The sequence below is a fragment of the Streptococcus mitis genome, from assembly GCF_023109515.1.
GTDB lineage: Bacteria > Bacillota > Bacilli > Lactobacillales > Streptococcaceae > Streptococcus > Streptococcus mitis_CS.
Map to the genome: position 1 here is coordinate 101,144 of NZ_JALDUM010000003.1, position 25,990 is coordinate 127,133.

Sequence of the window (25,990 nt, forward strand, 5' to 3'; positions counted from 1 at the left end):
TTATCAATTGACGTTTGTCTTTTTTTAGACTATAATAGACAGAAAGAAGGAAATTGTAAATGAAGGAAAAAGAATTTCGCCGAAATATGGCTGTTTTTCCTATCGGCAGTGTTATGAAGTTGACCGATCTATCGGCGCGTCAGATTCGTTATTATGAAGATCAAGAGTTGATTAAACCTGATCGAAACGAAGGAAACCGTCGCATGTATTCCTTGAATGACATGGATCGTCTGCTTGAAATCAAAGATTATATCTCTGAAGGTTATAATATCGCTGCCATTAAGAAAAAATATGCTGAACGTGAAGCGAAATCCAAGAAAGCGGTGAGTCAGACTGAGGTGCGTCGTGCACTTCACAATGAACTCCTCCAACAGAGTCGCTTTGCTTCAGTACGGTCACCTTTTGGTCGCGGTTAAGCAACCGCAAGTAGTCATAATTAAGGAGAAAACTCATGCCAATCACAGCTGCAGATATTCGTCGTGAAGTCAAGGAAAAAAATGTTACCTTTATCCGTCTCATGTTCTCAGATATTTTGGGAACCATGAAAAACGTCGAAATTCCTGCTACAGATGAACAGTTAGATAAAGTCTTGTCAAACAAGGCTATGTTTGATGGATCTTCTATCGAAGGTTTTGTACGTATCAATGAGTCGGATATGTACTTGTACCCAGACTTGGATACATGGACAGTCTTCCCATGGGGAGATGAAAATGGAAGTGTTGCAGGTTTGATCTGTGATGTCTATACAACAGAAGGTGAACCATTTGCAGGTGACCCTCGTGGCAATTTGAAGCGTGCTCTTCATCACATGGAAGAAGTAGGATTCAAGTCCTTCAACCTTGGGCCAGAGCCAGAATTCTTCCTATTTAAGCTTGATGAAAATGGAGATCCAACACTTGAAGTGAATGACAAGGGTGGCTACTTTGATTTGGCGCCTACTGATCTTGCGGACAATACACGTCGTGAGATTGTGAATGTTTTGACCAAAATGGGATTTGAAGTAGAAGCGAGTCACCATGAGGTTGCGGTTGGACAGCATGAGATTGACTTTAAGTACGATGAAGTTCTCCGTGCTTGTGATAAGATTCAAATCTTTAAACTTGTTGTTAAAACCATTGCTCGTAAACATGGTCTTTACGCAACCTTTATGGCCAAACCAAAATTTGGTATTGCCGGATCAGGTATGCACTGTAATATGTCCTTGTTTGATGCAGAAGGAAACAATGCCTTCTTTGATCCAAATGATCCAAAAGGAATGCAGTTGTCAGAAACGGCCTACCATTTCCTTGGTGGTTTGATCAAACATGCCTACAACTATACTGCCATCATGAACCCAACGGTTAACTCATACAAACGTTTGGTTCCAGGTTATGAAGCGCCGGTTTACATTGCTTGGGCTGGTCGTAACCGTTCGCCACTTGTGCGCGTGCCTGCTTCACGTGGTATGGGAACTCGTCTTGAGTTGCGTTCAGTGGATCCAATGGCGAACCCTTACATCGCTATGGCTGTGCTGTTGGAAGTTGGTTTGCATGGTATTGAGAATAAAATCGAAGCACCAGCTCCTATCGAAGAAAATATCTACATCATGACAGCGGAAGAGCGCAAGGAAGCTGGTATTACAGACCTTCCATCAACTCTTCACAACGCTTTGAAAGCTTTGACAGAAGATGAAGTTGTCAGAGCAGCTCTTGGAGAACATATCTATACTAGTTTCCTTGAAGCCAAACGAATCGAATGGGCAAGTTATGCAACCTTCGTTTCACAATGGGAAATTGATAATTATTTAGACCTTTACTAATACTAATATAGAAGAAAGATTGCCTGAGGGTGATCTTTTTTCTTGTGTTTTGTATCGAGGTGTGATATATTTTATATAACGAAGTGCGATATATCGAACTGAATAGGAGGTGGTTATAAATGGAATTAACGGATAAGATTCGTAGAGTTTATCTTCCGATGACGGAAACGGGCTTTTATATCTTGTTCTGTCTGCAAAAGGAAGGTCATGGTTATAGTATTACGCAAAAGGTCAAGGAGATGACAGATTTGCAAGTTTCAATTAGTCCTGGAACTATGTATGGAACCTTGTCAAAGATGGAAAAGGATGGTTTGATTTCCTTTGTCCGAGAAGAGGAAAAACGGAAAATCTATCAGATAACAGACTTGGGACGAAAAGTCTTAGATATTGAATTGAAACGTATTGAACGACTCTATAGAAACAGTCGGGAGGAAGGATGATGGAAAAGAAAATTGTTTATCGAATTTTTACAATTGCGGATTATGAGAGGGAGGCTCTATACTTTAGAGAAATGCATGCTAAGGGCTGGAAACTTAGGAAAGTAAGCTATTCTATCTTATTGTTTGCAGTTAAGTATACCTTTGAAAAGTGTCAGCCTGAGCAAGTGTCTTATCAGTTGGATTTTTACCCAATGGAAAAATCAGAGAGAGCCTCCTATTTACAACTATTTAAAGACTGTGGCTGGGAGCATATTACAGACTTTAATAGTTTTTCCTATTTTAGAAAAGCACATTCTGAAATTGAATCGAATGCAGAATTTGAAATCTATAATGAAGCTGCTGGGAAGTTAGCTATGGTGAATCGCATTTTAAGACTGCGATTAGTACCTGTTTTACTTTTGCTAGCCATACATATACCATTCTTACTTAAATTGCTCAATAGAAGTAATGCGTATGGTCTATGGGGATTTCTTGTGGTTGGGTTCGATATTTTCTTGTCTTTAATCCTTTTGTTAATAGTTGCCTATATTAGCTGGAAGTTATGGCATAAAAAGAAGGAATTATCAAATTTATGATAGGGTAGGTATGCTCAAAATTGGAGGGAAAGTCATGATAAATAAAAAGCAATTTCGAATTTTCACCATTGTTGATTTGGACAAGGAAGAAGAATATTTACATGAGATGCATTTGAAAGGTTGGAGGTATAAAACTAGTCGTTTTGGTTTATTCTATTTTGACCAATGTCAACCAGACGATGTTATCTACTGTATCTATGATTCTAGATTTCTTAAAAAGCATAAGCATGAACTGCAAGATTTTAGAAATAGAGATTGGGAATTGATAGAAGCAGGTTCTTGTTCAATTCTTCGTAAATCATCTTTTGATTTACTTCCGGAGGATATGAGCAAGGGTCTTAGATGGGAAGTTATGCGATCTAGACTTCGTTCATGTACAGCTGCTTTCTCAGGCGGTCTTGTTGTTTGTATGAGTTTGTTTCGAGAAGAACTGTCGCAATCTTTCTTTGTCATTTTTGCTCTATATGCCTTTATGATTTCTTATCTAATCTATGGTTTTTTTAGACTTAAAAGGAAATACCAAGTAGATGGAAGGTAGGGCTCTAGGTCTTCAGACTGATTTTTAGCACTCTTGGTAAAAGAGTGCTAATTTTTTGAGTTTTTATCTTGACATTCTCTTTTAAGGGTGTATAATAGAATCATAAGTTAGCACTTGAGTGTATCGAGTGCTAATCGATCAGACAGAGAGGAGTGATGAGGTGGTTACAGAGCGTCAGCAGGATATTCTAAATCTGATTATTGACATCTTTACCAAAACGCACGAACCTGTCGGTTCCAAAGCCTTGCAAGAGTCTATTAACTCTAGCAGTGCAACCATTCGTAATGACATGGCGGCTCTAGAAAAGCAAGGTTTGCTTGAGAAGGCTCATACTTCAAGTGGTCGGATGCCAAGTGTTGCTGGTTTTCAGTACTATGTAAAACACTCACTGGATTTTGACCGACTAGCTGAAAATGAGGTATATGAGATTGTCAAAGCCTTTGACCAGGAATTTTTCAAATTGGAGGATATTCTGCAAGAGGCTGCTAATCTACTGACAGACTTGAGTGGCTGTACGGTAGTGGCACTGGATGTTGAGCCGAGCAGGCAACGTTTGACAGCCTTTGATATCGTTGTTTTGGGGCAACATACAGCCTTGGCGGTATTCACCCTAGACGAGTCTCGAACGGTTACAAGTCAGTTTCTGATTCCAAGGAATTTCTTGCAGGAAGATTTGCTGAAACTGAAGGCAATCATTCAGGAACGTTTCCTCGGTCACACAGTTCTAGATATTCACTACAAGATTCGGACGGAGATTCCGCAGATTATCCAGCGTTATTTCACAACAACGGATAATGTTATCGATCTCTTTGAACATATCTTTAAGGAAATGTTCAACGAAAATATTGTGGTGGCGGGTAAGGTCAATCTCTTGAATTTTGCCAATCTGGCAGCCTATCAGTTCTTTGACCAACCGCAAAAGGTGGCCTTGGAGATTCGTGAAGGTCTGCATGAAGATCAGATGCAAAATGTCCGTGTTGCAGACAGTCAAGAGTCCTGTCTAGCTGACCTAGCGGTGATTAGTAGCAAGTTCCTCATTCCTTATCGGGGAGTTGGAATTTTAGCGATTATCGGCCCCGTCAATCTGGATTACCAACAGCTAATCAACCAAGTCAATGTAGTCAATCGTGTTTTGACCATGAAGTTGACAGATTTTTACCGCTATCTCAGCAGTAATCATTACGAAGTACATTAAGATTGAAATCATTAAAGGAGGCGAAAATGGCCCAAGATATAAAAAATGAAGAAGTAGAAGAAGTTCAAGAAGAGGAAGTTGTGGAAACGGTAGAAGAGACAACTCCTGAGAAGTCTGAATTGGACTTGGCAAATGAACGTGCAGATGAGTTCGAAAATAAATACCTTCGCGCTCATGCAGAAATGCAAAATATCCAACGCCGTGCCAATGAAGAGCGTCAAAACTTGCAACGTTATCGTAGCCAGGACTTGGCAAAAGCGATTCTCCCTTCTTTGGACAACCTTGAGCGTGCACTCGCAGTTGAAGGTTTGACAGATGATGTGAAGAAGGGCTTGGAAATGGTGCAAGAAAGCTTGATTCATGCTTTGAAAGAAGAAGGAATTGAAGAAATCGCAGCTGGCGGTGAATTTGACCATAACTACCATATGGCCATCCAAACTCTCCCAGCAGACGATGAACACCCAGCAGATACCATCGCTCAAGTTTTCCAAAAAGGGTACAAACTCCATGACCGCATCCTACGCCCAGCAATGGTAGTGGTGTACAACTAAGATACAAAGCCCGTAAAAAGCTCACAGTAAAAATAGGAGATTGACGAAGTGTTCGATGAACACAAGGAAATCTATCTTTTTTACCCAGAGCTTAGGGCGTGTTCGATTAGGCAATTCTGACGGTTGCAACATATATAATAGAAAACTTGTCCGAAACGACACTAAACTATGAAAGAAAGATAAGAGGCAAGCCGGAGGCTTGCAAGGAAGATATTTCCCACCGTGGTGAAAGTTTCAGTAGCAAAAGCTACTGAAACAGGGGATTTTTGAGACAATAGGCTCAAAAATAAGTGATGAAATCCCGTAGGGAGTTGCTCACGTCCCCACCACTTAGGGGAAATATCAAAAAATCAAAATTCGAATTAAAATTTAAGGAGAAAAACACATGTCTAAAATTATCGGTATTGACTTAGGTACAACAAACTCAGCAGTAGCAGTTCTTGAAGGAACTGAAAGCAAAATCATCGCAAATCCAGAAGGTAACCGTACAACTCCATCTGTAGTCTCATTCAAAAACGGCGAAATCATCGTTGGTGATGCTGCAAAACGTCAAGCAGTTACAAACCCAGATACAGTCATCTCTATCAAATCTAAGATGGGAACTTCTGAAAAAGTTTCTGCTAATGGAAAAGAATACACTCCACAAGAAATTTCAGCTATGATTCTTCAATACTTGAAAGGCTACGCTGAAGACTACCTTGGCGAAAAAGTAACGAAAGCAGTTATCACAGTTCCAGCTTACTTCAACGATGCTCAACGTCAAGCAACAAAAGACGCTGGTAAAATCGCTGGTCTTGAAGTAGAACGTATTGTCAACGAACCAACTGCAGCCGCTCTTGCTTACGGTTTGGACAAGACTGATAAAGAAGAAAAAATCTTGGTATTCGACCTTGGTGGTGGTACATTCGACGTATCTATCCTTGAATTGGGTGACGGTGTCTTCGACGTATTGTCAACTGCAGGGGACAACAAACTTGGTGGTGACGACTTTGACCAAAAAATCATTGACCACTTGGTGGCAGAATTCAAGAAAGAAAACGGTATTGACTTGTCTACTGACAAGATGGCAATGCAACGTTTGAAAGATGCAGCTGAAAAAGCGAAGAAAGACCTTTCTGGTGTGACTTCAACTCAAATCAGCTTGCCATTTATCACTGCAGGTGAGGCTGGACCTCTTCACTTGGAAATGACCTTGACTCGTGCGAAATTTGACGATTTGACTCGTGACCTTGTAGAACGTACAAAAGTTCCAGTTCGTCAAGCCCTTTCAGATGCAGGTTTGAGCTTGTCAGAAATCGACGAAGTTATCCTTGTTGGTGGTTCAACTCGTATCCCAGCCGTTGTAGAAGCTGTTAAAGCTGAAACTGGTAAAGAACCAAACAAATCAGTAAACCCTGACGAAGTAGTTGCTATGGGTGCTGCCATCCAAGGTGGTGTTATCACTGGTGATGTCAAAGACGTTGTCCTTCTTGATGTAACACCATTGTCACTTGGTATCGAAACAATGGGTGGTGTCTTCACAAAACTCATCGACCGTAACACAACAATTCCAACATCTAAATCACAAGTCTTCTCAACTGCAGCAGACAACCAACCAGCCGTTGATATCCATGTTCTTCAAGGTGAACGCCCAATGGCAGCAGATAACAAGACTCTTGGACGTTTCCAATTGACAGATATCCCAGCTGCACCTCGTGGAATTCCTCAAATCGAAGTAACATTTGACATCGACAAGAACGGTATCGTGTCTGTTAAGGCCAAAGACCTTGGAACTCAAAAAGAACAAACTATTGTGATCCAATCGAACTCAGGTTTGACTGACGAAGAAATCGACCGTATGATGAAAGATGCAGAAGCTAACGCTGAAGCAGATAAGAAACGTAAAGAAGAAGTAGATCTTCGTAACGAAGTAGACCAAGCGATCTTTGCGACTGAAAAGACAATCAAGGAAACTGAAGGCAAAGGATTCGACGCAGAACGTGACGCTGCCCAAGCTGCCCTTGATGACCTTAAGAAAGCTCAAGAAGACAACAACTTGGACGAAATGAAAGCAAAACTTGAAGCATTGAACGAAAAAGCTCAAGGACTTGCTGTTAAACTCTACGAACAAGCCGCAGCAGCGCAACAAGCTCAAGCAGGAGCAGAAGGCGCACAAGCAACAGGAAACGCAGGCGATGACGTCGTAGACGGAGAGTTTACGGAGAAGTAAGATGAAGTTTACTGGAACAGATCAAGAGGTTTATAATTCGTTTCATGATTCTGCTAAAAAAAATATAGAAGCATCAAAAGGTGAAATTAGAAGATATTTTTATAATAAGTCAAAGAAAGAACTTGAAAATTATAAAGAAGTAATTTTTGTGGAACATGAAAGACAGTCTTTGGAAGAAAATTTTTTCACAAATGCATGGTATTCGATATTTGTACCGGCTATAATATCTAGTGTAATTACACTATATGGTTTTGTAATAACTGGGTTTAAACTAAATATTAGTGACGATATTAAAGTTAGTACTCCTTTGATAATTGTCGGAATAGCATTGGTATTAATTGTAATTGTTTACACAGTAAAACACAGACCAAATAGCCGGAAGCAAATTGAACAGACTAAACTGAAAAAACTACTCTATTTTCTTGAACATTATTCAAAGTAGTTATCTGGATACAGAGGTTGCAACCCAGCCTCTGTTTTTCGATAAAAAGGGACTAAATCTGATTTATTTGGGGTTTGTCTCATCAATATGAAATACAGGAATTGAACCCGACCTAAATCGAGGTTCGATTCAGAACATCAATAGAAAGGAATAAGGGTGTTCAGGGAATTGAACACGGGTTCCCAAATTTATTACTCAATATAAAAGAAAGGAATTGAACCCGACCTAAATTCTCGGAAAAAAGATAAATCTGCCTAGGAGCATCGCTCCAGCGTCAGATTTCCTATTTTTCAGTCGAATTTTACGGTCTTGGTATCTTGTATGAACAATACTGAATTTTATGATCGTCTGGGGGTGTCAAAAAACGCTTCGGCAGACGAAATCAAAAAGGCTTATCGTAAGCTTTCGAAAAAATATCACCCAGATATCAATAAGGAGCCTGGTGCTGAGGAAAAATACAAGGAAGTTCAGGAAGCCTATGAGACTTTGAGTGACGACCAAAAACGGGCAGCCTATGACCAATATGGTGCGGCTGGTGCCAATGGTGGCTTTGGTGGTGCAGGTGGTTTCGGCGGCTTTGACGGGGCAGGAGGCTTCGGTGGTTTTGAAGATATCTTCTCAAGTTTCTTCGGCGGAGGCGGTGCTTCGCGCAATCCAAATGCTCCTCGTCAGGGGGATGACCTCCAGTATCGTGTGAACTTGACCTTTGAAGAAGCTATTTTTGGAGCTGAAAAAGAGGTTAAATACAATCGTGAAGCAAGCTGTAGTACATGTAATGGCTCAGGTGCTAAGCCAGGAACAAGTCCAGTCACTTGTGGACGCTGTCATGGCGCTGGTGTCATTAACGTCGATACACAGACTCCACTTGGTATGATGCGTCGCCAAGTAACCTGTGATGTCTGTCACGGTCGCGGAAAAGAAATCAAAGATCCATGTACAACATGTCACGGAACAGGGCATGAAAAACAAGCGCATAGCGTACATGTCAAAATTCCTGCTGGTGTGGAAACTGGTCAACAAATTCGCCTAGCGGGTCAAGGTGAAGCTGGATTTAACGGTGGACCTTATGGTGACTTGTATGTAGTGGTTTCTGTGGAAGCCAGCGATAAGTTTGAACGTGAAGGAACGACTATCTTCTACAATCTCAACCTCAACTTTGTCCAAGCAGCTCTTGGTGACACAGTTGATATCCCAACTGTTCACGGTGATGTTGAATTGGTTATCCCAGAGGGAACTCAGACTGGTAAGAAATTCCGTTTACGTGGTAAGGGAGCTCCGAGCCTTCGTGGCGGTGCAGTTGGTGACCAATACGTTACCGTTAATGTCGTAACACCGACAGGCTTGAACGACCGCCAAAAAGCAGCCTTGAAGGAATTCGCAGCTGCTGGTGATTTAAAAGTCAATCCAAAGAAAAAAGGCTTTTTTGACCATATTAAAGATGCCTTTGAAGGAGAATAATACTCTTCGAAAATCTCTTCAAACCGTGTCAACGTCGTCTTGCCGTATATATGTGACTGACTTTGTCAGTCTTATCTACAACCTCAAAACAGTGTTTGAGCAAGCTGCGGCTAGTTTCTTAGTTTGCTCTTTGATTTTCATTGAGTATAAATCAAATACTTTCCCAGACTTTCCGCCGTAATGAAAACACCTGAAACCGTTTGATTTCAGGTGTTTGGAAACTTTGAGACCTAGGCTCAAAGTTTAGGTATGGAACTTCGAAGAAGGTCGCTACCGTCCGTCATTACTTAAGGAAAGTCTTAAAAAATCTATAAACTAAAAAGAGCCAATTGGCTCTTTTTACTTATCTTCCATTTCCTGTGTTTCTTTGATGACAGCTAGTCTGGTCTGGATATCCTTTTCCAAGACCTTAAACTTGTAAGTCAGGTCTTCTTGATATTCCTTGATGAGTTCTTTTTGTTGGTCGATGATTTGCAGGCTATTTTGGATAATATCCACATCGTCCTTGATAGCTTGAACGCGGTCAGTGGTATTCAAGACTTCATCTGTGATGGTTTGGCGATTTTTTGTGACCAGATAACTTCCGGCTGCAGCTCCTGCAAATAGCAGTAGGTTGGATAATTTCATAACAACTCCTTATGCGTTTTTGATGGTTTCAGCGACTTGAGCAAGTTTGTCAAAGTCAGGTTCGTGGGCGATAAAATCAATCTTGAGGTCATCGTCCGCACTGTAGCGAGGCACGAGGTGAACGTGGGTATGAAAGACGGTTTGCCCTGCGATTTCTTCACAGTTGGCAATGATATTCATACCAGCAGCATTGGTAGCTTTCATGACTTTTTGAGCTACTTTTGGTACTTGGGCAAAGAGTTGGCTGGCGCTAGTAGCGTCCATTTCCAAGAGATTGCGATAGTGTTCTTTTGGCACGACCAAGGCGTGTCCTGGTGTCACTTGAGAGATATCAAGAAAGGCAAGAACTTGCTCATCTTCATATACTTTTGAAGCAGGAATTTCCCCTGCGATGATTTTACAAAAAATGCAATCTGACATAAAATCTACCTCTACTGTATTGAATTTTGATATAATATAGCTACATTATACCAGATTTGGAGAAAATATGTTAGAAATTAAAAATCTGACAGGTGGCTATGTTCATGTCCCTGTCTTGAAAGATGTGTCCTTTACTGTTGAAAGTGGGCAGTTGGTTGGTTTGATTGGTCTCAATGGTGCAGGAAAATCAACGACCATCAATGAGATTATCGGTCTGTTGACACCTTATAGTGGTTCCATCAATATCAATGGCTTGACCCTGCAAGAAGATGCGACTAACTACCGCAAGCAAATTGGCTACATTCCTGAGACACCTAGTCTTTATGAGGAATTGACCCTCAGAGAGCATATCGAAACGGTTGCCATGGCTTATGGTATTGAGCAGAAAGTGGCTTTTGACCTAGTAGAGCCCTTGTTAAAAATGTTTCGTCTGGACCAGAAATTAGACTGGTTCCCTGTTCATTTTTCAAAAGGGATGAAGCAAAAGGTCATGATTATCTGTGCTTTTGTGGTGGATCCAAGTCTTTTCATCGTGGATGAGCCTTTCCTTGGTCTTGATCCGCTGGCTATTGCAGACTTGATTCAGCTTTTGGAAGTGGAAAAGCAAAAGGGTAAGTCTATTCTCATGAGTACTCACGTGCTGGATTCAGCGGAGAAGATGTGTGATGCCTTCGTCATTCTCCACAAGGGAGAGGTGCGCGCCAAGGGAAATCTCCTGCAACTACGCGAAGCCTTTGACATGCCTGAGGCTAGTCTGAATGATATTTACTTGGCTCTGACCAAAGAGGAGGAGCTATGAAAGACTTGTTTTTAAAGAGAAAGCAGGCTTTTCGTAAGGAGTGTGTCGGTTATCTGCGCTATGTTCTCAATGATCACTTTGTCTTGTTCCTGCTTGTCCTGCTGGGCTTTCTAGCCTACCAGTACAGTCAACTCTTGCAACATTTTCCTGAAAACCATTGGCCTATCCTTTTGTTTATAGGAATTACCTCTGTTTTACTTTTGCTTTGGGGAGGAATTGCCACCTATATGGAGGCTCCAGACAAGCTCTTTCTCTTGGTTGGAGAAGAGGAAATCAAGAGCCATCTCAAGCTTCAAACTGCCATTTCCCTAGTCTTTTGGCTCTTTGTCCAAACCCTTTTCTTGCTATTGTTTGCGCCCTTATTTTTAGCAATGGGCTATGGTTTGCCTGTTTTTCTGGTCTATGTGCTTTTATTGGGAGTAGGTAAATATTTCCTCTTTCGTCAAAAGGCCAGCAAATTTTTCACTGAAACTGGACTGGACTGGGACTATGTTATTTCCCAAGAAAGTAAGCGTAAGCAAGTCTTGCTTCGCTTCTTTGCCCTCTTTACGCAGGTCAAGGGAATTTCAAACAGCGTCAAGCGTCGTGCCTATCTGGACTTTATCCTAAAGGCTGTTCAGAAGGTGCCTGGGAAGATTTGGCAAAATCTCTATCTGCGTTCTTATCTGCGAAATGGAGACCTCTTTGCCCTCAGTCTTCGTCTGCTCTTGCTTTCCATACTGGCGCAGGTTTTTATCGAGCAAGCTTGGATTGCGACAGCAGTGGTGGTTCTCTTTAACTACCTCTTGCTCTTCCAGTTGCTGGCCCTCTATCACGCCTTTGACTACCAGTATTTGACCCAACTCTTTCCGCTGGACGAGGGGCAAAAGGAAAAAGGCTTGCAGGTGGTAGTCCGAGGATTGACCAGTTTTGTTTTACTGGTGGAATTAGTTGTTGGGTTGATTACCTTCCAAGAAAAACTAGCCCTTCTAGCCTTGCTGGGTGCAGGTTTGGTTTTACTAGTCTTGTACTTACCTTATCAGGTAAAACGTCAGATGCAGGACTAACATTGCCTATATGATACTAAAAAAGAAGTTGAGTTCAGTTTGTCTCAGCTTCTTTTATTTTCTACAAGATAATGGTTGGTCCGTAGAGACTCAACTTGGTCTTGACTTGGTCAAAGTGGAAGCGGTCATAGGCCCGCCAAGCGGCGCGAGTTGGAGCATCTGGATCAAGAGCGCTGAGTCCCATGAGAAGACTGGAAGTCTGGTAAAATTTTTCCAGTTCAATCAAGACTCGATTATCCACTGTTTCAGCCTTGGCTAGAAAGCCAAGAATAGAGTTTAATTGCTCCTGAAAGCGGACGTCGTCAGCGGTTGCCTGTTTGCATGCTTGATAGGCTTTGTTTAAGTCAGTAATCAAAGTCTGAGCTCTTTTGATAGGGTCTGCATCTGTCATGAGAATTCCTCCTTTAATCTGGGTGCCAGTCTTACTTCTAGCAATTGTATTTTGATACTGTCAGTTTATCACTTTTATCTCCTTTTTCACCTTCAAATCTTTAATTGTCCTTGAAATTTCCTGAATGGTACTGTTAAGATTTTATGATAAAATAGTTGTAAGCTCATCATGATGTTGTAGAAAAATAGTCCTTTTAGGAGTTTTCAAAGACTGTTTAGGATTGGGTGGGCTTGTGTTAGACCTTTTCTGTTATTCTTTTCTTAGGAGGAGAATCCAATGAAACATATGATTATTCAGACACAGAAAACAGTCTATAAAGTAAACGTCGACGATATCTACTATATCCAAGCACATCCAACTAAAGCCCATACCGTACAGATTGTTACAGAAGAGGCTAGTTTTAATATGGTTCAAAATTTAAGTAATCTTGAGAACCAATATGGAGAAACCTTGATGAGGTGTCATCGAAATTGTTTGGTCAATCTTGATAAAGTAAAATCGATTGATTTTCAAGAAAGAATCCTTTTTCTTGGAGAAGAAGGTCAATACGCTGTCAAGTATGCTAGACGTCGCTATAGAGAAATTCGTCAAAAATGGTTGAAACAAGGAGAGTAAGAAGATGAGAATATTTGTTTTAGAAGATGATTTTTCCCAACAAGCTAGAATTGAAACGACCATTGAGAAACTTTTGAAGGAACATCATATCATTCCTAGCTCTTTTGAGGTCTTTGGTAAGCCAGACCAGCTACTGGCAGATGTGCATGAGAAGGGGGCCCATCAGCTATTCTTTTTGGACATTGAGATTCGAAATGAGGAGATGAAGGGTCTGGAAGTGGCTAGAAAGATTCGGAATCGGGATCCTTATGCCCTGATTGTCTTTTTGACGACTCACTCGGAGTTTATGCCCCTGTCCTTTCGCTACCAAGTGTCTGCTTTGGACTACATTGATAAGGCTCTTTCGGCAGAGGAGTTTGAATCTCGTATCGAGACAGCCCTCCTCTATGCCAATAGTCAAGATAGTAAAAGTCTGGCGGAAGATTGCTTTTACTTTAAATCAAAATTTGCCCAATTCCAGTATCCTTTTAAAGAGGTTTATTATCTTGAAACATCGCCCAGAGCCCATCGTGTTATTCTCTATACCAAGACAGACAGGTTGGAATTTACAGCTAGTCTAGAGGAGGTTTTCAAGCAGGAACCCCGTCTCTTGCAGTGCCATCGCTCTTTTCTCATTAATCCTGCCAATGTGGTGCGTTTGGATAAGAAAGAAAAACTGCTTTTCTTTCCCAATGGTGGGAGCTGTATGATAGCGCGTTATAAGGTCAGGGAAGTGTCTGAGGCTATCAATAACTTACACTGAGTTAGGAGAGTTTATGAACATTGCTTGGATATTGTTGTATTTTCTTGTTATTAATGGATTAGAAATTGTCATTTTCTTTAAGGTAGATGGAATTGGTCTCACTTTTGAGAGGATTTTTAAAGCTTTTCTTCTGAAATTTCTTCTAGGGGCCATTTTTGCGACTTTTCAATTTTTGGATGTAAGTGAATATTTGTCCTATTTTATAGAACCTTTGTTCGGTATAGGTCTATCTTTCTTATTGTTAAGAGGGCTTCCTAAAAAAATCCTTATTTTTTATGGTCTCTTCCCAATGATATTAGTAGAGCTCTTTTACAGAGGTGTTTCCTATTTTGTGCTTCCATTTTTGGGGCAAGGAATTGTAGATGGGGATGGCAATCCTATCTTTTTATTGATTATGATATTCGTTTGCTTCATAGTTTTAGTCTTTTTGAAATGGTTAGACTATGATTTCACTAGATTGAGAAAGGAGTTTCTAGATAAAGGTTTTCAAAAGTCTCTTACTAAGATTAACTGGGTAATGGGGGCTTATTATCTAGTGATGCAAAGTCTATCTTACCTTGAATACCGACAAGGTATTCAATCAACGACAGTTCGCCATTTCATTCTAGTATTTTATCTACTCTTTTTTATGGGGGTTATCAAGAAATTAGATACCTATTTGAAGGAAAAACTTCAGGGAAAACTGAACCGAGAGCAGGTCTTGCGCTATAGAGATATGGAACGCTATAGTCGGCATATAGAGGAACTTTACAAGGAAGTTCGGAGTTTTCGCCATGACTATACCAATCTTTTGACCAGCTTACGTCTGGGCATTGAAGAGGAGGATATGGAACAGATAAAAGAGGTTTACGACTCGGTCTTAAAGGATTCTAGTGAAAAATTGCAGGACAATAAATATGACCTGGGCAGATTGGTGAATATTCGTGACCGTGCCCTCAAAAGTCTCCTAGCAGGGAAATTTCTAAAAGCGAGAGATAAGAAGATTATCTTTAATGTCGAAGTTCCTGAGGAGATTCAGGTTGAGGGGATGAGTCTGCTTGATTTTCTAACCATTGTGTCTATCCTTTGTGACAATGCTATTGAAGCCAGTGCAGAGGCTAGTCAACCTCATGTTTCAATCGCTTTTTTTAAAAATGGAGCACAGGAGACCTTTATCATTGAAAACTCCATCAAAGAAGAGAGCATCGATCTTTCTGAAATCTTCTCCTTTGGAGCAAGTTCTAAAGGGGAGGAGAGAGGAGTTGGTCTCTATACCGTTATGAAAATTGTGGAAAGTCATCCTAATACCAGTCTAAATACCACCTGCCAAAATCAAGTCTTTCGTCAGGTGTTTACTATAATACATACAGAATGATAAAAAATAAGACCGAGAGTTCTTGTTACTCGGTCTTATTTTTTATAGCTGAATAGGTAGTTCAAGTGCTTTTGTGATTTTAAATTTACTTAAAATTGTTTCATGTAAGAGTTTTTCCCACCATCCTCCACCTGTAATTTGGTTGAGTTCGGTAGTTGTTAGTTCTCGAAATGAAGTTAGGTTTTGTTTCTTATCCATGTTATGATTCTCCTTTTTGATAAGATAATAAATAGTTCTAGAGTGTTATCTGAAAATTAATCAGAATGGGTTAACATTTTATCTTTGAAATAATCAAAATATGTTTTCTTTGCAGTTACACTAGTGACGCGACCTTGTAAGCCGTATTGGATGAGTTTACTATCCTCATTAGATAGTTTTGCAAGAGCGGTTAATTTAAAGAGATTACCTTGCTCTGTTCTGGTAGGAGTTTGATCAATTGTCTGAAGTTGGCCGATGATGGTAATGCCGTGATTTCCAATCTTCTCCAGTTTTAATCTTACAGTTTGTCCTTTATCTAGTAGAGGTAGATAGTCAGAAGATACGTAGTAAGTGATTAGTACTTCTCTTGTATCTGTGATGACAGGGAATATTTGAGCAATTTCTGTACCAGTTGGAATTCTATTTTTACCTTCAAATTCGCTGTTCAGATGAACGATACCTTTACTTGGAGCGGTTAAGGTATTGTTTTCTAAGCGCTGTGTCGCTTGATCTAGTTGTACTTTTAATTCTGTTAATTGATTTTCCACGGTTAGTTGTTGCTGAGAAGCTGTCTGTAAAAATTGAGTACGAAGTACTTCAATTTTGGTCGCTAAACTATTGTCATAAGTTGCTACACTTCCGATACCAGCTTGCTGAATTTTGAGGCTTGCGATAGATGATTCCAGACCTGCAATACTTTGATTAATTTGAGATAAAAATGGCTCTTCTGCAGTTCCTTGTGTTTGTCCTTGTGAGGCTACAAGATAACGATTCAAAATTGACTGGTGCGGATTGTCAGTTGGTAAGCGTGCTCTTTTATTTATGATAGCATCTCTCAACTCTTGATATTCTCCAATTTGTTGTTGAACTTTTGTAATTTCTTGTTCGATGGCTGATGAACTGCTATTGGCAAGATTGGCTTGATTTGAAACTTCGGTGTTAGTCTTTGTGATACCCAGTTCAATATCATGGGATTGTTTAGTAAAATTCATAAAGGTATTATGGTAGCCAAACTCATCCTCGCCAGAAAAAAGATCAGTCGCTTTTTCTAAACTTTGTTTCAAAATTCCAAGTCCTTCTTTTTGCTTCTCAAGTCTTTGTACTTGAGTTTCTAAGGCAGTTTTCTGACTTTCTTCCATTGTTTCAGAGTATTTGATGAGTAAGTCACCTTTTTCAACTACTTGATTTGCCACTAAATGATTAGCAAGGATAGGATTATCACTGGTTGACTGAATAGATGCAATGACACTTGTAGGGGCGATTTCTCCTTGGGAAGTGACAGTAATTTCTTTTGTAGCAACAAGGGAGAAAATCAAGATGAAAGTAAATAGTAATGAAAGAGGTATAATTAACACTGTCGCATAGTTATGGTAACGTCTCTGATAAAACTCGACGCTTCTAAAAAGATTAGGATTCATGACATTCTCCTTATTTATTGAATAGATGATGGTAGAAACCTTGCGCCTGCATTAACTCTTGGTGGCTACCAACTTCAATGATTTTCCCCTGGTCAAGAACAATGACACGGTTGGTTCGTTCGGCTATACTGAGACGATGGGCTACAAAGAGAATGGTTTTATCAGTTAGGGACATAAGATTATCTATAACTTTTTTCTCAGTCAAGACATCAAGACCGCTAGTAGCTTCATCTAGTATTAAAACAGGAGATTTAGTTAAAAGAGCACGAGCGAGAGCGATTCGTTGCTTTTGTCCTCCTGATAGACCAGCTCCATCAGAGAGCTGAGTTTGATAACCCATAGGCATTCTTTCAATGTCTTGACGGATTTCAGCTAATTCGCAAGCTTTTAGAATATCTTCTTGGCTAATCATATGATTACCGCCCAAGGTTAAGTTTTCCAAAATAGAGCCATTAAAGATATAGGCTTGTTGGGGAAGGTAATTAATATGACGGCGCAAGACTTTTTTATCAATGTTTTTAATATCCTGATGATTGATGGAAATATGTCCTTTGTAAGGTTCAAAGAAATTGACAATCATTTTGGCTAAAGTTGTTTTACCAGAACCACTGACTCCAACTAGGATAACCTTATCTCCTTGTTTAATCGTGAGATTAATACCTGTTAAGGTATCTCGTCCAAAACCATACTTATAAGAAAGGTCATCAAATTCAATATCGCCCATCAAAAAATGTGAATGAACAGGGTTTTCTTGAATTTGAAATTCAGATTCGACTAGATAGACTTCGTTCAAACGGTTATTAGCGACCTTCGCAGATTGGAGTTTGGTTTGGAGGTTGATAATATTTTCCATAGGAGTTGTAAAGTAAGAAAGAAGTGTGTTAAAGGTAATCAGCTGACCGATAGAAATTTTACTTGACATGACTAATTGAGCGCCAAACCATAGGATAAGGATATTCAGAACTAATTTTGTTCCCTGCTTTAAACTCGTTTGTAAAATAGAATATTTACTGAGTTTAAAGGATTTTTCCAAATAATCTATAAATTCGCTGTCTATATTTTGATAGCGATTTTCTTCACTTGTGAGCGACTTGATGGTTTCAATCCCGTTGATATCTTCGATAATGGCAGAGCTAACCATAGAATTACTTTGCATGACATCATGGTTCATTTTTTCGAAAGGCTTCATAAAAGAAAAGATGATGAACATGTATATAGGAATAGAAATAAGAGAAAGAAGGAAGAGATTAGGGTTTTGTGCCAGTAAGACGCCCCCTACAAGAATCAGAATAGAAACATCCAGAAAAAGAGAAAGAATAGTAGAAGCCAAGGCATCTATAATAGAGTTAGCATCTGTGAAGCGTGAAATGATTTCTCCTGTACGACGTGTCGCAAAGAAAGACATAGGAAGTTCAAAAATATGGCGGATATAGGATAAAATCACATCAATGCTTAATCTCTGACTCAGAATAGTTAGGAGATAATCTCGGGAGAAACTCATGACTTGCTGGAGGATATAGGTTATAACCAGACCAACTGAGATGATTCCTAAAGTTGATTTCATCTGATTTGGAATGTATTCATCCAAGATTCCTTGGAGATAATAAGAACCACCGATATTGATAATCGTGACCAATAAGCTTGAGAGAACAATGTAAGCAATGAGAGATTTTTGTTTGAAAATCAGAGGAAGGAAGCTTAGTAGACTATTCTTTTTATCTTTATGGGGTTGATAGCTGGGTTTGGGAGCTAGAAAAATAGCTACTCCAGTCCATTCAGAGAAAAAGCGTTCTTTTGACATTTTGGTGATTTTTACAGAAGGGTCAGGATCACCAATAACCAGATAGTCTTTCTTTGTTTGATAGACAACATAGTAATGTTGGAGTTTTCCTTCTTTGTTAACGTGAACGATAAATGGATAGGGGACATCACTCATATCAAAGAGCGTTTTATCTGCTTGAACAGGTCTTGTTTCAAATCCCATTTCATTTGCGGCTTTTACAATGCCAAGAGCAGTCGTCCCTTCCTTATTGGTCTTTGCAAGTTCTCTCAAGTGAGCTAGAGAAAAATCTGAACCATAGAATTTAGCAATCGAGGCTAAGGCAGCGACACCACAGTCTCTCGCATCTATTTGAGGAACAAATGTACGTTTATAAGAAGTCATTGGCAAGTCCTTTCATATAGTAGATAGATATATTATGCCATAATAATAAGTTCATATTTTATAAAATCTTGAATAGTCATTGAAATTTCCTGAATGGTAAAAAAGTGATTAGAAATTATCTTTTTTTAAAAAATTTAGAGGTGATTTGAAATAAAAAGCTAATTCAAGGCGTTTCGATGACAATTCAAGATTTAGATAAGAAAATTTTAAAAACAGTGCTATACTTAAACTGTCAAGGTTGCAACAGGACAAAAATTAAAAATAAAAAAGGAGTATTTATCATGGATACAAAAATGATGTCACAATTTTCTGTTATGGATAATGAAATGCTTGCTTGCGTTGAAGGTGGAGATATAAATGAAAATATTGGACATTATGACCCTAGTAACACTTTACCTAATCCTTATCCGTTTCCATTGAAAAACATGGGTCCATTTCCTGTCAGTGGTTATTGTCCACGTGGTTATCATGATATTGGGTACATAGGGGCAGGATTTCATTTATGTAAAATGGGATAAAAAAGCTATTAAGGGAGGATTGCTATGAAAAAACACCCCATTCTTTTCAAAACGAGTGCAATTCTTTCTTATTTGTTTCTTTTTTTCGGACTGTCTTGGACAACCCAATTTTGGAGAAATTATTGGGAGTTTTCGTCTTGGGTAGGAAATCTTATCTGGATTCGAAACATCATCAGCCTTCTCTTTATCGGCCTGATGATTTGGATTTTAGTCAGGTCGGGTCATGCTTATCTCTTTCGTATCCCTAGGAAAAAGTGGTTGAGCTATTCTGTTATGACGGTGTTAGCAGCTGTTGTGCTTATCTGCTTTAACTATCTGACAGCTAAACACGTTCAGGGAACCAATGAAGGGTGGAATTTGTTTATTGCCTATAGTGAGACAAATTTTGCGGAGTTTGGTGTTTACCTAACCTTAATCGTACTAGGGCCTCTGATGGAAGAATTGGTATGTAGGGGATTGCTTCAACATGCCTTCTTTAAGAATTCGAGGTGGGGGCTGGATCTTCTCTTTCCGTCATTCTTATTTGCCTTGCCTCACTTTTCTAGCTTGCCAAGTCTTGCAGATATTTTTGTCTATACGGCAGTGGGCTGTCTATTTGCCTGTCTAACACGTTATACGAAGAGTATCTATCCTTCTTATTCGATTCATATTGTTAATAATATCATCGCAAACTTACCATTCTTGCTCACTTTTCTACATAGGGTATTTAGCTAAAAATAGTGGAGTAAAAATAATTATTGGGAAATGAAATAAAAACTGAACAGATTGATTGAGAAGATTGTACTCTTTGAGTAATTCAAGACGTTTCGATGACAATTCAAGATTTAGATAAGAAAATTTTAAAAACAGTGCTATACTTAAACTGTCAAGGTTGCAACAGGACAAAAATTAAAAATAAAAAAGGAGTATTTATCATGGATACAAAAATGATGTCACAATTTTCTGTTATGGATAATGAAATGCTTGCTTGCGTTGAAGGTGGAGATATTGATTGGGGAAGAACAATTGCTTGTGGAGCAGGGATTGCATATGGCGCACTTGATGGGTATGCAACAACTTATGGTTCGACATTTCTATTGGGACCATATGCTATAGGAACAGGAGCAATTGGTGCTGTGCTAGGTGGGATTGGTGGTGCACTTACCTGTTAGCATAGGAAAGGAGATAGTAATGAAAAAAATATTTGCAACAAAACACAATGTTTTCTTAGTGAGGTTGTTGTTCGGACAGATACCTTTGGTTGTTTCTACTTATCTATTTCTATCTCGTCAGTTTTTAAATTTTTCCGTAGTTTTCCAATTTCTTTTAGTAGTTATTAACTTGGCTTCTATTTTGGCTACTGTTTATCTCACTAGGGAAATGAGGGTAAGAGAGTTTGAAGATGATGATTTGGTTAGTCCTAGAACCAATCAACTTATGTATATCGGCTTGACAGGATTTATGTCTATCATTTGTTTGTATAGAGGTATTACAGCAGGAGAATCTTACCAACAAATAATCGCTTATATTGGCGCTATTCTCTGCTTGGTTGTCATGTTTTTACTCATTTGGGGCTTGAAGTATTATAAAAAGTAGAGCTTGATGAAGTATAAAGGGGTAAGTGTTTTTGAAATACTTACCCTTTTATAATGAATTTTTTGCAATTCAAGATGTTTCGATGACCATTTAAGATTTATATGAATTTGTAATCTTAAATAAGGTAAGATAAAGATAACAAATGTAAAGGAGTATTCTTATGAAGAAACAAAAGATAAAATCGCTATTACTTGTACCACTTGTATTTGCATCTATTACTACGGGTGTTGTATATGCAGAAGAACAGCCTACTACTTCATCTATCCAGGCGAATGATAGTTCTGTTGTGGCACCAGATTTGCCATCGGCTAAGGAAAAGGTGGAGCATAAACCTTCCGTTGTAACTCCCGAAGAGTATGAACAGAATGTTGCGGACTTTAAAAAGGTAGATATTGAAGCTGTACGTCAATCTTTTACAGAGGACCAATTGGAACATACTATTTATTTTGGTAGAAAAACTTGCTCTCATTGTCGTCAATTTTCTCCTGAATTGAAAGAAATTAATAACTTGATTGAAAAGAAGTTAGAGTATTATGATTTGGATGGTAAGGATTTTGATGGGGAAGCGAGAGAGTTTCTATTTAAAAAAGTCGGTATTCCAGGAACACCAACAATTTTGTATTTAAAAAATGGACATCCGATATCTGGATGGGTTGGTGGCGGAGCAACTGCACAACAGGTGTATGATTATATGTACTCGAGAAACTCACCTAAGCAAGCGGAGACAGTGAAATCTTCTGAAGAGACAGTAACTGAAAGTGTCCGTGATGAGAAAACCAGAAATGACAGCATGAGTATTAGTGACAAAGTTGTGAGTGACAGCAAAGGTATGAGTGATGAAAAAAGAACCGAAATGAAAATATCCAATGATAATCCCAAATCTAATAGTGAAAATAGTGGGAAAGTGGAGAGTACAAATTCAACTTCTAAAGCTAAAACTACTCAATCTGACAATTTAGCAATGTTAGACAATAAGAATCAATTGGAAACTCCCAAACCTATTTTTGATGTTGCTCAAGAAAATAAAACTTCTTTAACTGATGTTAAGGATGCTGATTATGTAAGCGAATCTATTACTTCGAATGAAAAATTATTACCGAAAACAGGAGAGGAAGAAAGTTACCAACTGCTTCGACTGGCTGTCGCGTTTTTTATGGCTTCTGTAATGATTAAAGTGAAACAAAAAATTCATAAATAAAAATAGATGGTAAACAGGTGAAATGATACTATTTGTTTGTAATAACATATAGCTAACATTTGCCTATAGACAAGAGTGAGAAGATAGGTGTATTTATTTTATATATAAAAGATTATAACTGTATATGAACTGAATGATAAAAGGTCAAGTATTTCCGAAATGCTTTCTTTTTCGATTATTTTAACGCCTCAAGATGTTTTGATGACTATTTATGATTTGGATGGAAAATTTCAAAGAATAGTAGTATACTAACATTGTTAAGATTGTATCCGAAAGTGGAATACCAACTCTTATAGAGGAGAAAACTAACCACTTTTAGAGAATTAAATAGTAGTTGATGTATAGGTAAAAAAGCATGGTAAATAGTTAGTATTAATGGTAAATAGTTAGTATTAGCGGAAGTAGAAACAAGAAAAATACGAACGGAAAAATACAATGAAAAAGAGTAGAAAAATTAAAAGAGCAGTGCATAGCATTGCGAACGGGGGAGCATATTTTTTAATCGTTGCACTCCTAATTAATGTGGTTCTTGTCTATTTTTCAGAAGATTTTGACCCAAGGTGGGCAAAAGTTGTACAAATAGTTGGAACACCGTTTTCTTTAGGTTTAGGTTTTTTCATTTATGGTGAAGGCGTAAAAGCACTAAACGAATATAAAAAAGAAGACGACGAGAAGGGGAAATAATAATTAAAAAAACTGAAACAGTACTAAAAAATGTAAAATAAAGGGGGAAAATGGCGAGTAAAAAGAAGTTACTTGGAGAAGAGTTTGGGAAGATGGTGTTGTCAAGGACGATAGCGACCTATGAAAAAGCAATCAACGCTGAAAAATAACATTTTCAGATGAAAAGATGGAGGAGCTAGACAACATACTATCTAATGGAATGGGGTTGCTTGATGGAGTACAAGCATACGGTATTCTAACAGGACGAAAATAAAAAAAGCATTCCTCGTGAATACAAAAACAATGTTTCAATTAGCAGAAGTTAACAGATAAAGTTTGTCTTTATCGAGCCTGACTTTTACCAGAGTATGTGAGGTATATTAAATGAATAAGAAATCCTTTTTTATCATCTGCTCTACGTTGATTATAGCATCGAATCTTCTCATGATTTCCGTGGTGAACAAGGGAGAAGAAACAGGGAGCAATCTGTTTGTGATTGCTATAGCCTGTGTTATGTTACCAGCCTTTTTATATGCAGTTGAAAATCAACTGACTTCATTGGTAAGAGTAGAATCAATACTCCTGATTCAGCTGACAGTTATATCCCTACTCCGTCTTATCAACAGAATAGGGAGGACGCCTGAAATCCTCAACATTATCATTACCCTTATCGCTTTGGCAAGTGGGACAGCTGCTATCCTTGTTGCAATCATGAGAATCTATGAGAACAGACGGAAGTAAGGGTGAATAGTTTTCGATTTTGTATTTTCACATTGTTAAGTTTCCATAGGGCAAGTATGTTTTTCATGCTTGCTTTTTTTATTTTTAACAATTCAAGATGTTTTGATGACCATTTATGATTTGGATGGAAAATTTTAAAAAATAGTAGTATACTAATCTTATTAAGGTTGTAATAGGACGAAAGTAAAAAGAGGTATTCCTCGTGAATGCAAAAACAATGTTACAATTGGCTATTATAGTTGCTTAAAGGCTTGAGCTTGTATGTAGAGGAGCTGTACTTGGAGGTAATTATGGATTTCAAAAGTTTTCTTATTGCTTTTGTTGTTGGTATGTTTGTTTCTTTTATTACTTCTTTAATTAGGAAAAAATTTTTAAAATCTCCAAAGAAGAATAAAGATAGATCTAATTAGATAAAAAGATTTTTTATCGCTAGTTTAATCTACAGGGGAGTTTCTTTAATATTGTTTCGCCTGTCAAAATGATATGTGATAGCAGGATAAAAAATCTACAAATTAAGTTGGTATCAATATGGTGTAAAGGGCAAGTATGTTTTTCATGCTTGCTTTTTAAATTTTTTAACAATTCAAGAGGTTTTGATGACCATTTATGATTTGAGTAATCCAAGGTCAAAATGAGTGCTATACTGGCAGTGTAAAGGTTCTTGCTCAACAAAGATTCAGGAGGAAATTTTATGAAGAAAAAAATATTTGTCATTTTCATCTTGTATTTGATCATGTCCATCTTTCTATATCCGCTTAGGGAGAGTGCTTGGTATCATCTATTTTATACCATAGCCTATATGATTGCGGTTGTGATCTATTTTGCTTTAACTAAAAAGAAAGGAGCAAAGAAATGAAAACGTTTCTTGCTAAAAAACGAAACATCTTCCTTGCGAGATTGTTCTTAGGTCAGTTGCCCTTGCTTATCTCTACTTATCTATTTCTATCTCGTCAGTTTTTAAATTTTTCATTGGTTTTCCAATTTCTTTTAGTGGTTATTAACTTGGCTTCTATTTTGGTCACTGTTTACCTCACTAGGGAAATGAGGATAAGAGAGTTTGAAGATGATGATTTGGTTAGTCCTAGAACCAATCAACTCATGTTCATAGGCTTGACAGGTTTTATGTCCATTATCTGTTTGTATAGAGGTATCACAGCAGGAGAATTCTACCAACAATTAATTGCTTACATTGGTGCCATTCTCTGCTTGATCATCATGCTTCTGCTCATTTGGGGCTTGAAGTATTATAAAAAGTAGCTTGTTTTATATGGGACTAACCTATGGTCTGGCAAGGGGAGGTTATCATGTATAAACACTTATTTTTCCTAGATTCCAAAACCTTAGACTGGTTGACACCCTATATTCTAGTCTTGGCTTCTGACACCATTGCCTTTAACGTTTTTGTGCTAACCTTTGTGTCTGCGGTGGTCTTTAATTCCCTGAATCCCATGCTAGCTTTAATGGCTATCTTCTTAGGGGCTGGCTATGTGGTCGGATTTTGGTTGCTAAAATGGTTTGTTTTGGAAAGGCTAGAACTAAAGAATGACGTGTAGGAAGTCTGTTTGTTGAGGAGGATAGTTTTATGGCCATTTTCAATAAGTGTCATGCCTTATTTTTGGGATTTTTAGTATTTGCAATCCTTGGTGCAGCGGGATATTCCATCAATCAAGGAGATTATTTTCAACACCAGTACACATTCATTATTATAAAGAGTCTCTTGCTTTTCCTTAGTTTTGGCTATGCGAAATGGTTTGACATGATTTCTTTTGGGATGTTAAGCAGGAAACAACTCTTGCTGTTCATTGGAATTTTTCTTCTCACTGTGCTTGTAAGTATTAGCTATCATGCTTTTTTCTCAGTTGTTTCTGGTGCTTCGGATCAACACCTTGAGGAAGCTAGTAAAGGATTTTCGCTTTCTTTTATTGTTAGTGCTACAGTTTTGGCACCTATCCAGGAGGAACTCCTGTTTAGAGGACTTCTTCAGGGTGCGGTTTTTGACAATTCTTGGCTAGGACTTGTACTGACTTCCTCTCTCTTTTCTTTCATGCATGAACCTTATGATGTGCCTTCGTTTTTCTATTATCTACTTGGAGGCTTGTTACTGGGCTTTGCTTATAAAAAGAGCCAAAACCTATGGGTTTCTACTCTAGTCCATATGTTTTACAACAGTTTGCCACTCCTATATTATTTATAAAAATTATGAAAAGGTAAGTAGGAGATTGTGCTTACCTTTTTCTTTCTATAATGATACCCAAGCCAATCTAGAGGCTTTTCTTTGAGAATCGGGTCTGGAGCGGTTGACGAATAGGCCAAAA

33 protein-coding genes are annotated in these 25,990 nt (G+C 38.5%); 27 read left to right on the forward strand and 6 right to left on the reverse strand.

What is annotated here, in order from left to right; translation table 11 throughout:
* Positions 1-59: 59 nt before the first annotated feature.
* The 10 genes from glnR to dnaJ all read left to right on the forward strand — a co-directional run bounded on the left by glnR (position 60) and on the right by dnaJ (position 9,206).
* Positions 60-416, forward strand: coding sequence for a MerR family transcriptional regulator (gene glnR, locus M1G05_RS08040; RefSeq protein ID WP_247953502.1), 357 nt, complete (start codon positions 60-62; stop codon positions 414-416).
* Between the two features lie 35 nt (positions 417-451).
* Positions 452-1,798, forward strand: a complete 1,347-nt coding sequence (gene glnA / locus M1G05_RS08045) for a type I glutamate--ammonia ligase (protein WP_033676218.1) — start codon at positions 452-454, stop codon at positions 1,796-1,798.
* A gap of 119 nt (positions 1,799-1,917) precedes the next feature.
* Positions 1,918-2,238 (forward strand): PadR family transcriptional regulator, encoded by a 321-nt coding sequence (locus M1G05_RS08050; protein ID WP_031233152.1) that lies wholly within the window; start codon positions 1,918-1,920, stop codon positions 2,236-2,238.
* Complete coding sequence (locus M1G05_RS08055) at positions 2,238-2,813, forward strand: DUF2812 domain-containing protein (protein WP_247953528.1); 576 nt, start codon at positions 2,238-2,240, stop codon at positions 2,811-2,813. The genes M1G05_RS08050 and M1G05_RS08055 overlap by 1 nt, the downstream gene beginning before the upstream one ends.
* Before the next feature lie 34 nt (positions 2,814-2,847).
* Positions 2,848-3,351, forward strand: a complete 504-nt coding sequence (locus M1G05_RS08060) for a DUF2812 domain-containing protein (RefSeq protein ID WP_049488037.1) — start codon at positions 2,848-2,850, stop codon at positions 3,349-3,351.
* Positions 3,352-3,511: 160 nt separating this feature from the next.
* The gene (hrcA, locus tag M1G05_RS08065; RefSeq protein ID WP_000255754.1) at positions 3,512-4,546 is read left to right on the forward strand and encodes a heat-inducible transcriptional repressor HrcA; all 1,035 of its coding nucleotides are present in this window, start codon (positions 3,512-3,514) and stop codon (positions 4,544-4,546) included.
* 26 nt (positions 4,547-4,572) lie between these two features.
* Positions 4,573-5,097 (forward strand): nucleotide exchange factor GrpE, encoded by a 525-nt coding sequence (gene grpE / locus M1G05_RS08070; protein ID WP_000046040.1) that lies wholly within the window; start codon positions 4,573-4,575, stop codon positions 5,095-5,097.
* 385 nt (positions 5,098-5,482) lie between these two features.
* Positions 5,483-7,306, forward strand: coding sequence for a molecular chaperone DnaK (gene dnaK, locus M1G05_RS08075; RefSeq protein ID WP_000034667.1), 1,824 nt, complete (start codon positions 5,483-5,485; stop codon positions 7,304-7,306).
* A gap of 1 nt (position 7,307) precedes the next feature.
* A complete protein-coding gene (locus M1G05_RS08080; protein WP_247953503.1) occupies positions 7,308-7,748 on the forward strand; it encodes a hypothetical protein in 441 nt (146 codons plus the stop codon).
* Positions 7,749-8,069: 321 nt separating this feature from the next.
* On the forward strand, positions 8,070-9,206 hold the full coding sequence (gene dnaJ / locus M1G05_RS08085; RefSeq protein ID WP_001066308.1) for a molecular chaperone DnaJ: 1,137 nt from the start codon (positions 8,070-8,072) through the stop codon (positions 9,204-9,206).
* Positions 9,207-9,545: 339 nt separating this feature from the next.
* On the opposite strand, the gene M1G05_RS08090 is transcribed toward dnaJ, so the two are convergent.
* Complete coding sequence (locus M1G05_RS08090) at positions 9,546-9,833, reverse strand: hypothetical protein (RefSeq protein WP_084928138.1); 288 nt, start codon at positions 9,831-9,833, stop codon at positions 9,546-9,548.
* Positions 9,834-9,842: 9 nt separating this feature from the next.
* Positions 9,843-10,253, reverse strand: a complete 411-nt coding sequence (locus M1G05_RS08095) for an HIT family protein (RefSeq protein WP_004257502.1) — start codon at positions 10,251-10,253, stop codon at positions 9,843-9,845.
* Between the two features lie 67 nt (positions 10,254-10,320).
* Here M1G05_RS08095 and M1G05_RS08100 point away from each other — a divergent pair, with 67 nt between their 5' ends.
* Complete coding sequence (locus M1G05_RS08100) at positions 10,321-11,052, forward strand: ABC transporter ATP-binding protein (protein ID WP_004257505.1); 732 nt, start codon at positions 10,321-10,323, stop codon at positions 11,050-11,052.
* Positions 11,049-12,098, forward strand: coding sequence for an ABC transporter permease (locus tag M1G05_RS08105; RefSeq protein WP_247953504.1), 1,050 nt, complete (start codon positions 11,049-11,051; stop codon positions 12,096-12,098). Before M1G05_RS08100 ends, M1G05_RS08105 begins: the two co-directional genes overlap by 4 nt.
* Before the next feature lie 61 nt (positions 12,099-12,159).
* Here the strand turns inward: M1G05_RS08105 and M1G05_RS08110 are convergent, their stop codons facing one another.
* On the reverse strand, positions 12,160-12,489 hold the full coding sequence (locus tag M1G05_RS08110; protein WP_084861873.1) for a helicase BlpT: 330 nt from the start codon (positions 12,487-12,489) through the stop codon (positions 12,160-12,162).
* Positions 12,490-12,765: 276 nt separating this feature from the next.
* Here M1G05_RS08110 and M1G05_RS08115 point away from each other — a divergent pair, with 276 nt between their 5' ends.
* From M1G05_RS08115 to M1G05_RS08125, 3 genes are read left to right on the forward strand one after another with little or no spacing between them, the layout of a single operon-like run.
* Positions 12,766-13,104, forward strand: coding sequence for a LytTR family DNA-binding domain-containing protein (locus M1G05_RS08115; protein ID WP_084861871.1), 339 nt, complete (start codon positions 12,766-12,768; stop codon positions 13,102-13,104).
* A 4-nt stretch (positions 13,105-13,108) separates the two neighbouring features.
* Positions 13,109-13,846 (forward strand): response regulator transcription factor, encoded by a 738-nt coding sequence (locus M1G05_RS08120; RefSeq protein WP_247953505.1) that lies wholly within the window; start codon positions 13,109-13,111, stop codon positions 13,844-13,846.
* Between the two features lie 13 nt (positions 13,847-13,859).
* A complete protein-coding gene (locus M1G05_RS08125; protein WP_247953506.1) occupies positions 13,860-15,200 on the forward strand; it encodes a sensor histidine kinase in 1,341 nt (446 codons plus the stop codon).
* Positions 15,201-15,242: 42 nt separating this feature from the next.
* On the opposite strand, the gene blpC is transcribed toward M1G05_RS08125, so the two are convergent.
* From blpC to blpA, 3 genes are read right to left on the reverse strand one after another with little or no spacing between them, the layout of a single operon-like run.
* Positions 15,243-15,398, reverse strand: coding sequence for a quorum-sensing system pheromone BlpC (blpC, locus tag M1G05_RS08130; RefSeq protein ID WP_227325688.1), 156 nt, complete (start codon positions 15,396-15,398; stop codon positions 15,243-15,245).
* Between the two features lie 56 nt (positions 15,399-15,454).
* On the reverse strand, positions 15,455-16,816 hold the full coding sequence (gene blpB / locus M1G05_RS08135; RefSeq protein WP_247953507.1) for a peptide export ABC transport accessory protein BlpB: 1,362 nt from the start codon (positions 16,814-16,816) through the stop codon (positions 15,455-15,457).
* 10 nt (positions 16,817-16,826) lie between these two features.
* Positions 16,827-18,980 (reverse strand): peptide cleavage/export ABC transporter BlpA, encoded by a 2,154-nt coding sequence (gene blpA, locus M1G05_RS08140; RefSeq protein WP_247953508.1) that lies wholly within the window; start codon positions 18,978-18,980, stop codon positions 16,827-16,829.
* A gap of 281 nt (positions 18,981-19,261) precedes the next feature.
* On the opposite strand from blpA, the gene M1G05_RS08145 reads away from it, so the two are divergent.
* The 12 genes from M1G05_RS08145 (at position 19,262) to M1G05_RS08200 (ending at position 25,869) form a co-directional block, all read left to right on the forward strand.
* Entirely contained in the window at positions 19,262-19,498 is a 237-nt protein-coding gene (locus M1G05_RS08145) for a bacteriocin class II family protein (protein ID WP_247953529.1), read from the forward strand.
* A gap of 24 nt (positions 19,499-19,522) precedes the next feature.
* On the forward strand, positions 19,523-20,212 hold the full coding sequence (locus tag M1G05_RS08150) for a CPBP family intramembrane glutamic endopeptidase (protein ID WP_247953509.1): 690 nt from the start codon (positions 19,523-19,525) through the stop codon (positions 20,210-20,212).
* 200 nt (positions 20,213-20,412) lie between these two features.
* Positions 20,413-20,649: a Blp family class II bacteriocin gene (locus tag M1G05_RS08155; protein ID WP_033684811.1), complete on the forward strand. Its 237-nt coding sequence runs from the start codon at positions 20,413-20,415 to the stop codon at positions 20,647-20,649.
* A 19-nt stretch (positions 20,650-20,668) separates the two neighbouring features.
* The gene (locus M1G05_RS08160; RefSeq protein ID WP_247953510.1) at positions 20,669-21,073 is read left to right on the forward strand and encodes an immunity protein; all 405 of its coding nucleotides are present in this window, start codon (positions 20,669-20,671) and stop codon (positions 21,071-21,073) included.
* Between the two features lie 160 nt (positions 21,074-21,233).
* Positions 21,234-22,271 (forward strand): DUF6568 family protein, encoded by a 1,038-nt coding sequence (locus M1G05_RS08165; RefSeq protein ID WP_247953511.1) that lies wholly within the window; start codon positions 21,234-21,236, stop codon positions 22,269-22,271.
* 435 nt (positions 22,272-22,706) lie between these two features.
* A complete protein-coding gene (locus M1G05_RS08170) occupies positions 22,707-22,955 on the forward strand; it encodes a hypothetical protein (protein WP_064276253.1) in 249 nt (82 codons plus the stop codon).
* Positions 22,956-23,318: 363 nt separating this feature from the next.
* Positions 23,319-23,675, forward strand: a complete 357-nt coding sequence (locus M1G05_RS08175; protein WP_001036308.1) for a hypothetical protein — start codon at positions 23,319-23,321, stop codon at positions 23,673-23,675.
* Positions 23,676-23,965: 290 nt separating this feature from the next.
* Positions 23,966-24,085, forward strand: coding sequence for a PncF family bacteriocin immunity protein (locus M1G05_RS08180; protein ID WP_125443382.1), 120 nt, complete (start codon positions 23,966-23,968; stop codon positions 24,083-24,085).
* A 281-nt stretch (positions 24,086-24,366) separates the two neighbouring features.
* Positions 24,367-24,531, forward strand: a complete 165-nt coding sequence (locus M1G05_RS08185; protein ID WP_078237975.1) for a hypothetical protein — start codon at positions 24,367-24,369, stop codon at positions 24,529-24,531.
* Positions 24,528-24,932 (forward strand): immunity protein, encoded by a 405-nt coding sequence (locus M1G05_RS08190; protein ID WP_247953512.1) that lies wholly within the window; start codon positions 24,528-24,530, stop codon positions 24,930-24,932. The genes M1G05_RS08185 and M1G05_RS08190 overlap by 4 nt, the downstream gene beginning before the upstream one ends.
* A 47-nt stretch (positions 24,933-24,979) precedes the next feature.
* Complete coding sequence (blpZ, locus tag M1G05_RS08195) at positions 24,980-25,228, forward strand: immunity protein BlpZ (protein ID WP_247953513.1); 249 nt, start codon at positions 24,980-24,982, stop codon at positions 25,226-25,228.
* A gap of 29 nt (positions 25,229-25,257) precedes the next feature.
* Positions 25,258-25,869 (forward strand): CPBP family intramembrane glutamic endopeptidase, encoded by a 612-nt coding sequence (locus M1G05_RS08200; RefSeq protein ID WP_247953514.1) that lies wholly within the window; start codon positions 25,258-25,260, stop codon positions 25,867-25,869.
* Positions 25,870-25,990: the final 121 nt, after the last annotated feature.

Excerpts from the sequence above, each read along its gene's own strand:
- M1G05_RS08145 (WP_247953529.1), top strand. The coding sequence starts at position 19,262 with ATGGATACAAAAATGATGTCACAATTTTCTGTTATGGATAATGAAATG.
- blpB (WP_247953507.1), bottom strand. The coding sequence starts at position 16,816 with ATGAATCCTAATCTTTTTAGAAGCGTCGAGTTTTATCAGAGACGTTAC.
- M1G05_RS08120 (WP_247953505.1), top strand. The coding sequence starts at position 13,109 with ATGAGAATATTTGTTTTAGAAGATGATTTTTCCCAACAAGCTAGAATT.
- dnaJ (WP_001066308.1), top strand. The coding sequence starts at position 8,070 with ATGAACAATACTGAATTTTATGATCGTCTGGGGGTGTCAAAAAACGCT.
- M1G05_RS08105 (WP_247953504.1), top strand. The coding sequence starts at position 11,049 with ATGAAAGACTTGTTTTTAAAGAGAAAGCAGGCTTTTCGTAAGGAGTGT.
- M1G05_RS08100 (WP_004257505.1), top strand. The coding sequence starts at position 10,321 with ATGTTAGAAATTAAAAATCTGACAGGTGGCTATGTTCATGTCCCTGTC.
- M1G05_RS08115 (WP_084861871.1), top strand. The coding sequence starts at position 12,766 with ATGAAACATATGATTATTCAGACACAGAAAACAGTCTATAAAGTAAAC.
- M1G05_RS08170 (WP_064276253.1), top strand. The coding sequence starts at position 22,707 with ATGAAAAAGAGTAGAAAAATTAAAAGAGCAGTGCATAGCATTGCGAAC.
- M1G05_RS08055 (WP_247953528.1), top strand. The coding sequence starts at position 2,238 with ATGGAAAAGAAAATTGTTTATCGAATTTTTACAATTGCGGATTATGAG.
- M1G05_RS08060 (WP_049488037.1), top strand. The coding sequence starts at position 2,848 with ATGATAAATAAAAAGCAATTTCGAATTTTCACCATTGTTGATTTGGAC.
- M1G05_RS08175 (WP_001036308.1), top strand. The coding sequence starts at position 23,319 with ATGAATAAGAAATCCTTTTTTATCATCTGCTCTACGTTGATTATAGCA.
- blpZ (WP_247953513.1), top strand. The coding sequence starts at position 24,980 with ATGTATAAACACTTATTTTTCCTAGATTCCAAAACCTTAGACTGGTTG.
- dnaK (WP_000034667.1), top strand. The coding sequence starts at position 5,483 with ATGTCTAAAATTATCGGTATTGACTTAGGTACAACAAACTCAGCAGTA.
- grpE (WP_000046040.1), top strand. The coding sequence starts at position 4,573 with ATGGCCCAAGATATAAAAAATGAAGAAGTAGAAGAAGTTCAAGAAGAG.
- M1G05_RS08160 (WP_247953510.1), top strand. The coding sequence starts at position 20,669 with ATGAAAAAAATATTTGCAACAAAACACAATGTTTTCTTAGTGAGGTTG.
- blpA (WP_247953508.1), bottom strand. The coding sequence starts at position 18,980 with ATGACTTCTTATAAACGTACATTTGTTCCTCAAATAGATGCGAGAGAC.
- M1G05_RS08180 (WP_125443382.1), top strand. The coding sequence starts at position 23,966 with ATGGATTTCAAAAGTTTTCTTATTGCTTTTGTTGTTGGTATGTTTGTT.
- M1G05_RS08200 (WP_247953514.1), top strand. The coding sequence starts at position 25,258 with ATGGCCATTTTCAATAAGTGTCATGCCTTATTTTTGGGATTTTTAGTA.
- M1G05_RS08090 (WP_084928138.1), bottom strand. The coding sequence starts at position 9,833 with ATGAAATTATCCAACCTACTGCTATTTGCAGGAGCTGCAGCCGGAAGT.
- M1G05_RS08110 (WP_084861873.1), bottom strand. The coding sequence starts at position 12,489 with ATGACAGATGCAGACCCTATCAAAAGAGCTCAGACTTTGATTACTGAC.
- M1G05_RS08125 (WP_247953506.1), top strand. The coding sequence starts at position 13,860 with ATGAACATTGCTTGGATATTGTTGTATTTTCTTGTTATTAATGGATTA.
- M1G05_RS08155 (WP_033684811.1), top strand. The coding sequence starts at position 20,413 with ATGGATACAAAAATGATGTCACAATTTTCTGTTATGGATAATGAAATG.
- M1G05_RS08095 (WP_004257502.1), bottom strand. The coding sequence starts at position 10,253 with ATGTCAGATTGCATTTTTTGTAAAATCATCGCAGGGGAAATTCCTGCT.
- blpC (WP_227325688.1), bottom strand. The coding sequence starts at position 15,398 with ATGGATAAGAAACAAAACCTAACTTCATTTCGAGAACTAACAACTACC.
- M1G05_RS08165 (WP_247953511.1), top strand. The coding sequence starts at position 21,234 with ATGAAGAAACAAAAGATAAAATCGCTATTACTTGTACCACTTGTATTT.
- M1G05_RS08150 (WP_247953509.1), top strand. The coding sequence starts at position 19,523 with ATGAAAAAACACCCCATTCTTTTCAAAACGAGTGCAATTCTTTCTTAT.
- glnA (WP_033676218.1), top strand. The coding sequence starts at position 452 with ATGCCAATCACAGCTGCAGATATTCGTCGTGAAGTCAAGGAAAAAAAT.
- M1G05_RS08080 (WP_247953503.1), top strand. The coding sequence starts at position 7,308 with ATGAAGTTTACTGGAACAGATCAAGAGGTTTATAATTCGTTTCATGAT.
- M1G05_RS08185 (WP_078237975.1), top strand. The coding sequence starts at position 24,367 with ATGAAGAAAAAAATATTTGTCATTTTCATCTTGTATTTGATCATGTCC.
- glnR (WP_247953502.1), top strand. The coding sequence starts at position 60 with ATGAAGGAAAAAGAATTTCGCCGAAATATGGCTGTTTTTCCTATCGGC.
- M1G05_RS08050 (WP_031233152.1), top strand. The coding sequence starts at position 1,918 with ATGGAATTAACGGATAAGATTCGTAGAGTTTATCTTCCGATGACGGAA.
- M1G05_RS08190 (WP_247953512.1), top strand. The coding sequence starts at position 24,528 with ATGAAAACGTTTCTTGCTAAAAAACGAAACATCTTCCTTGCGAGATTG.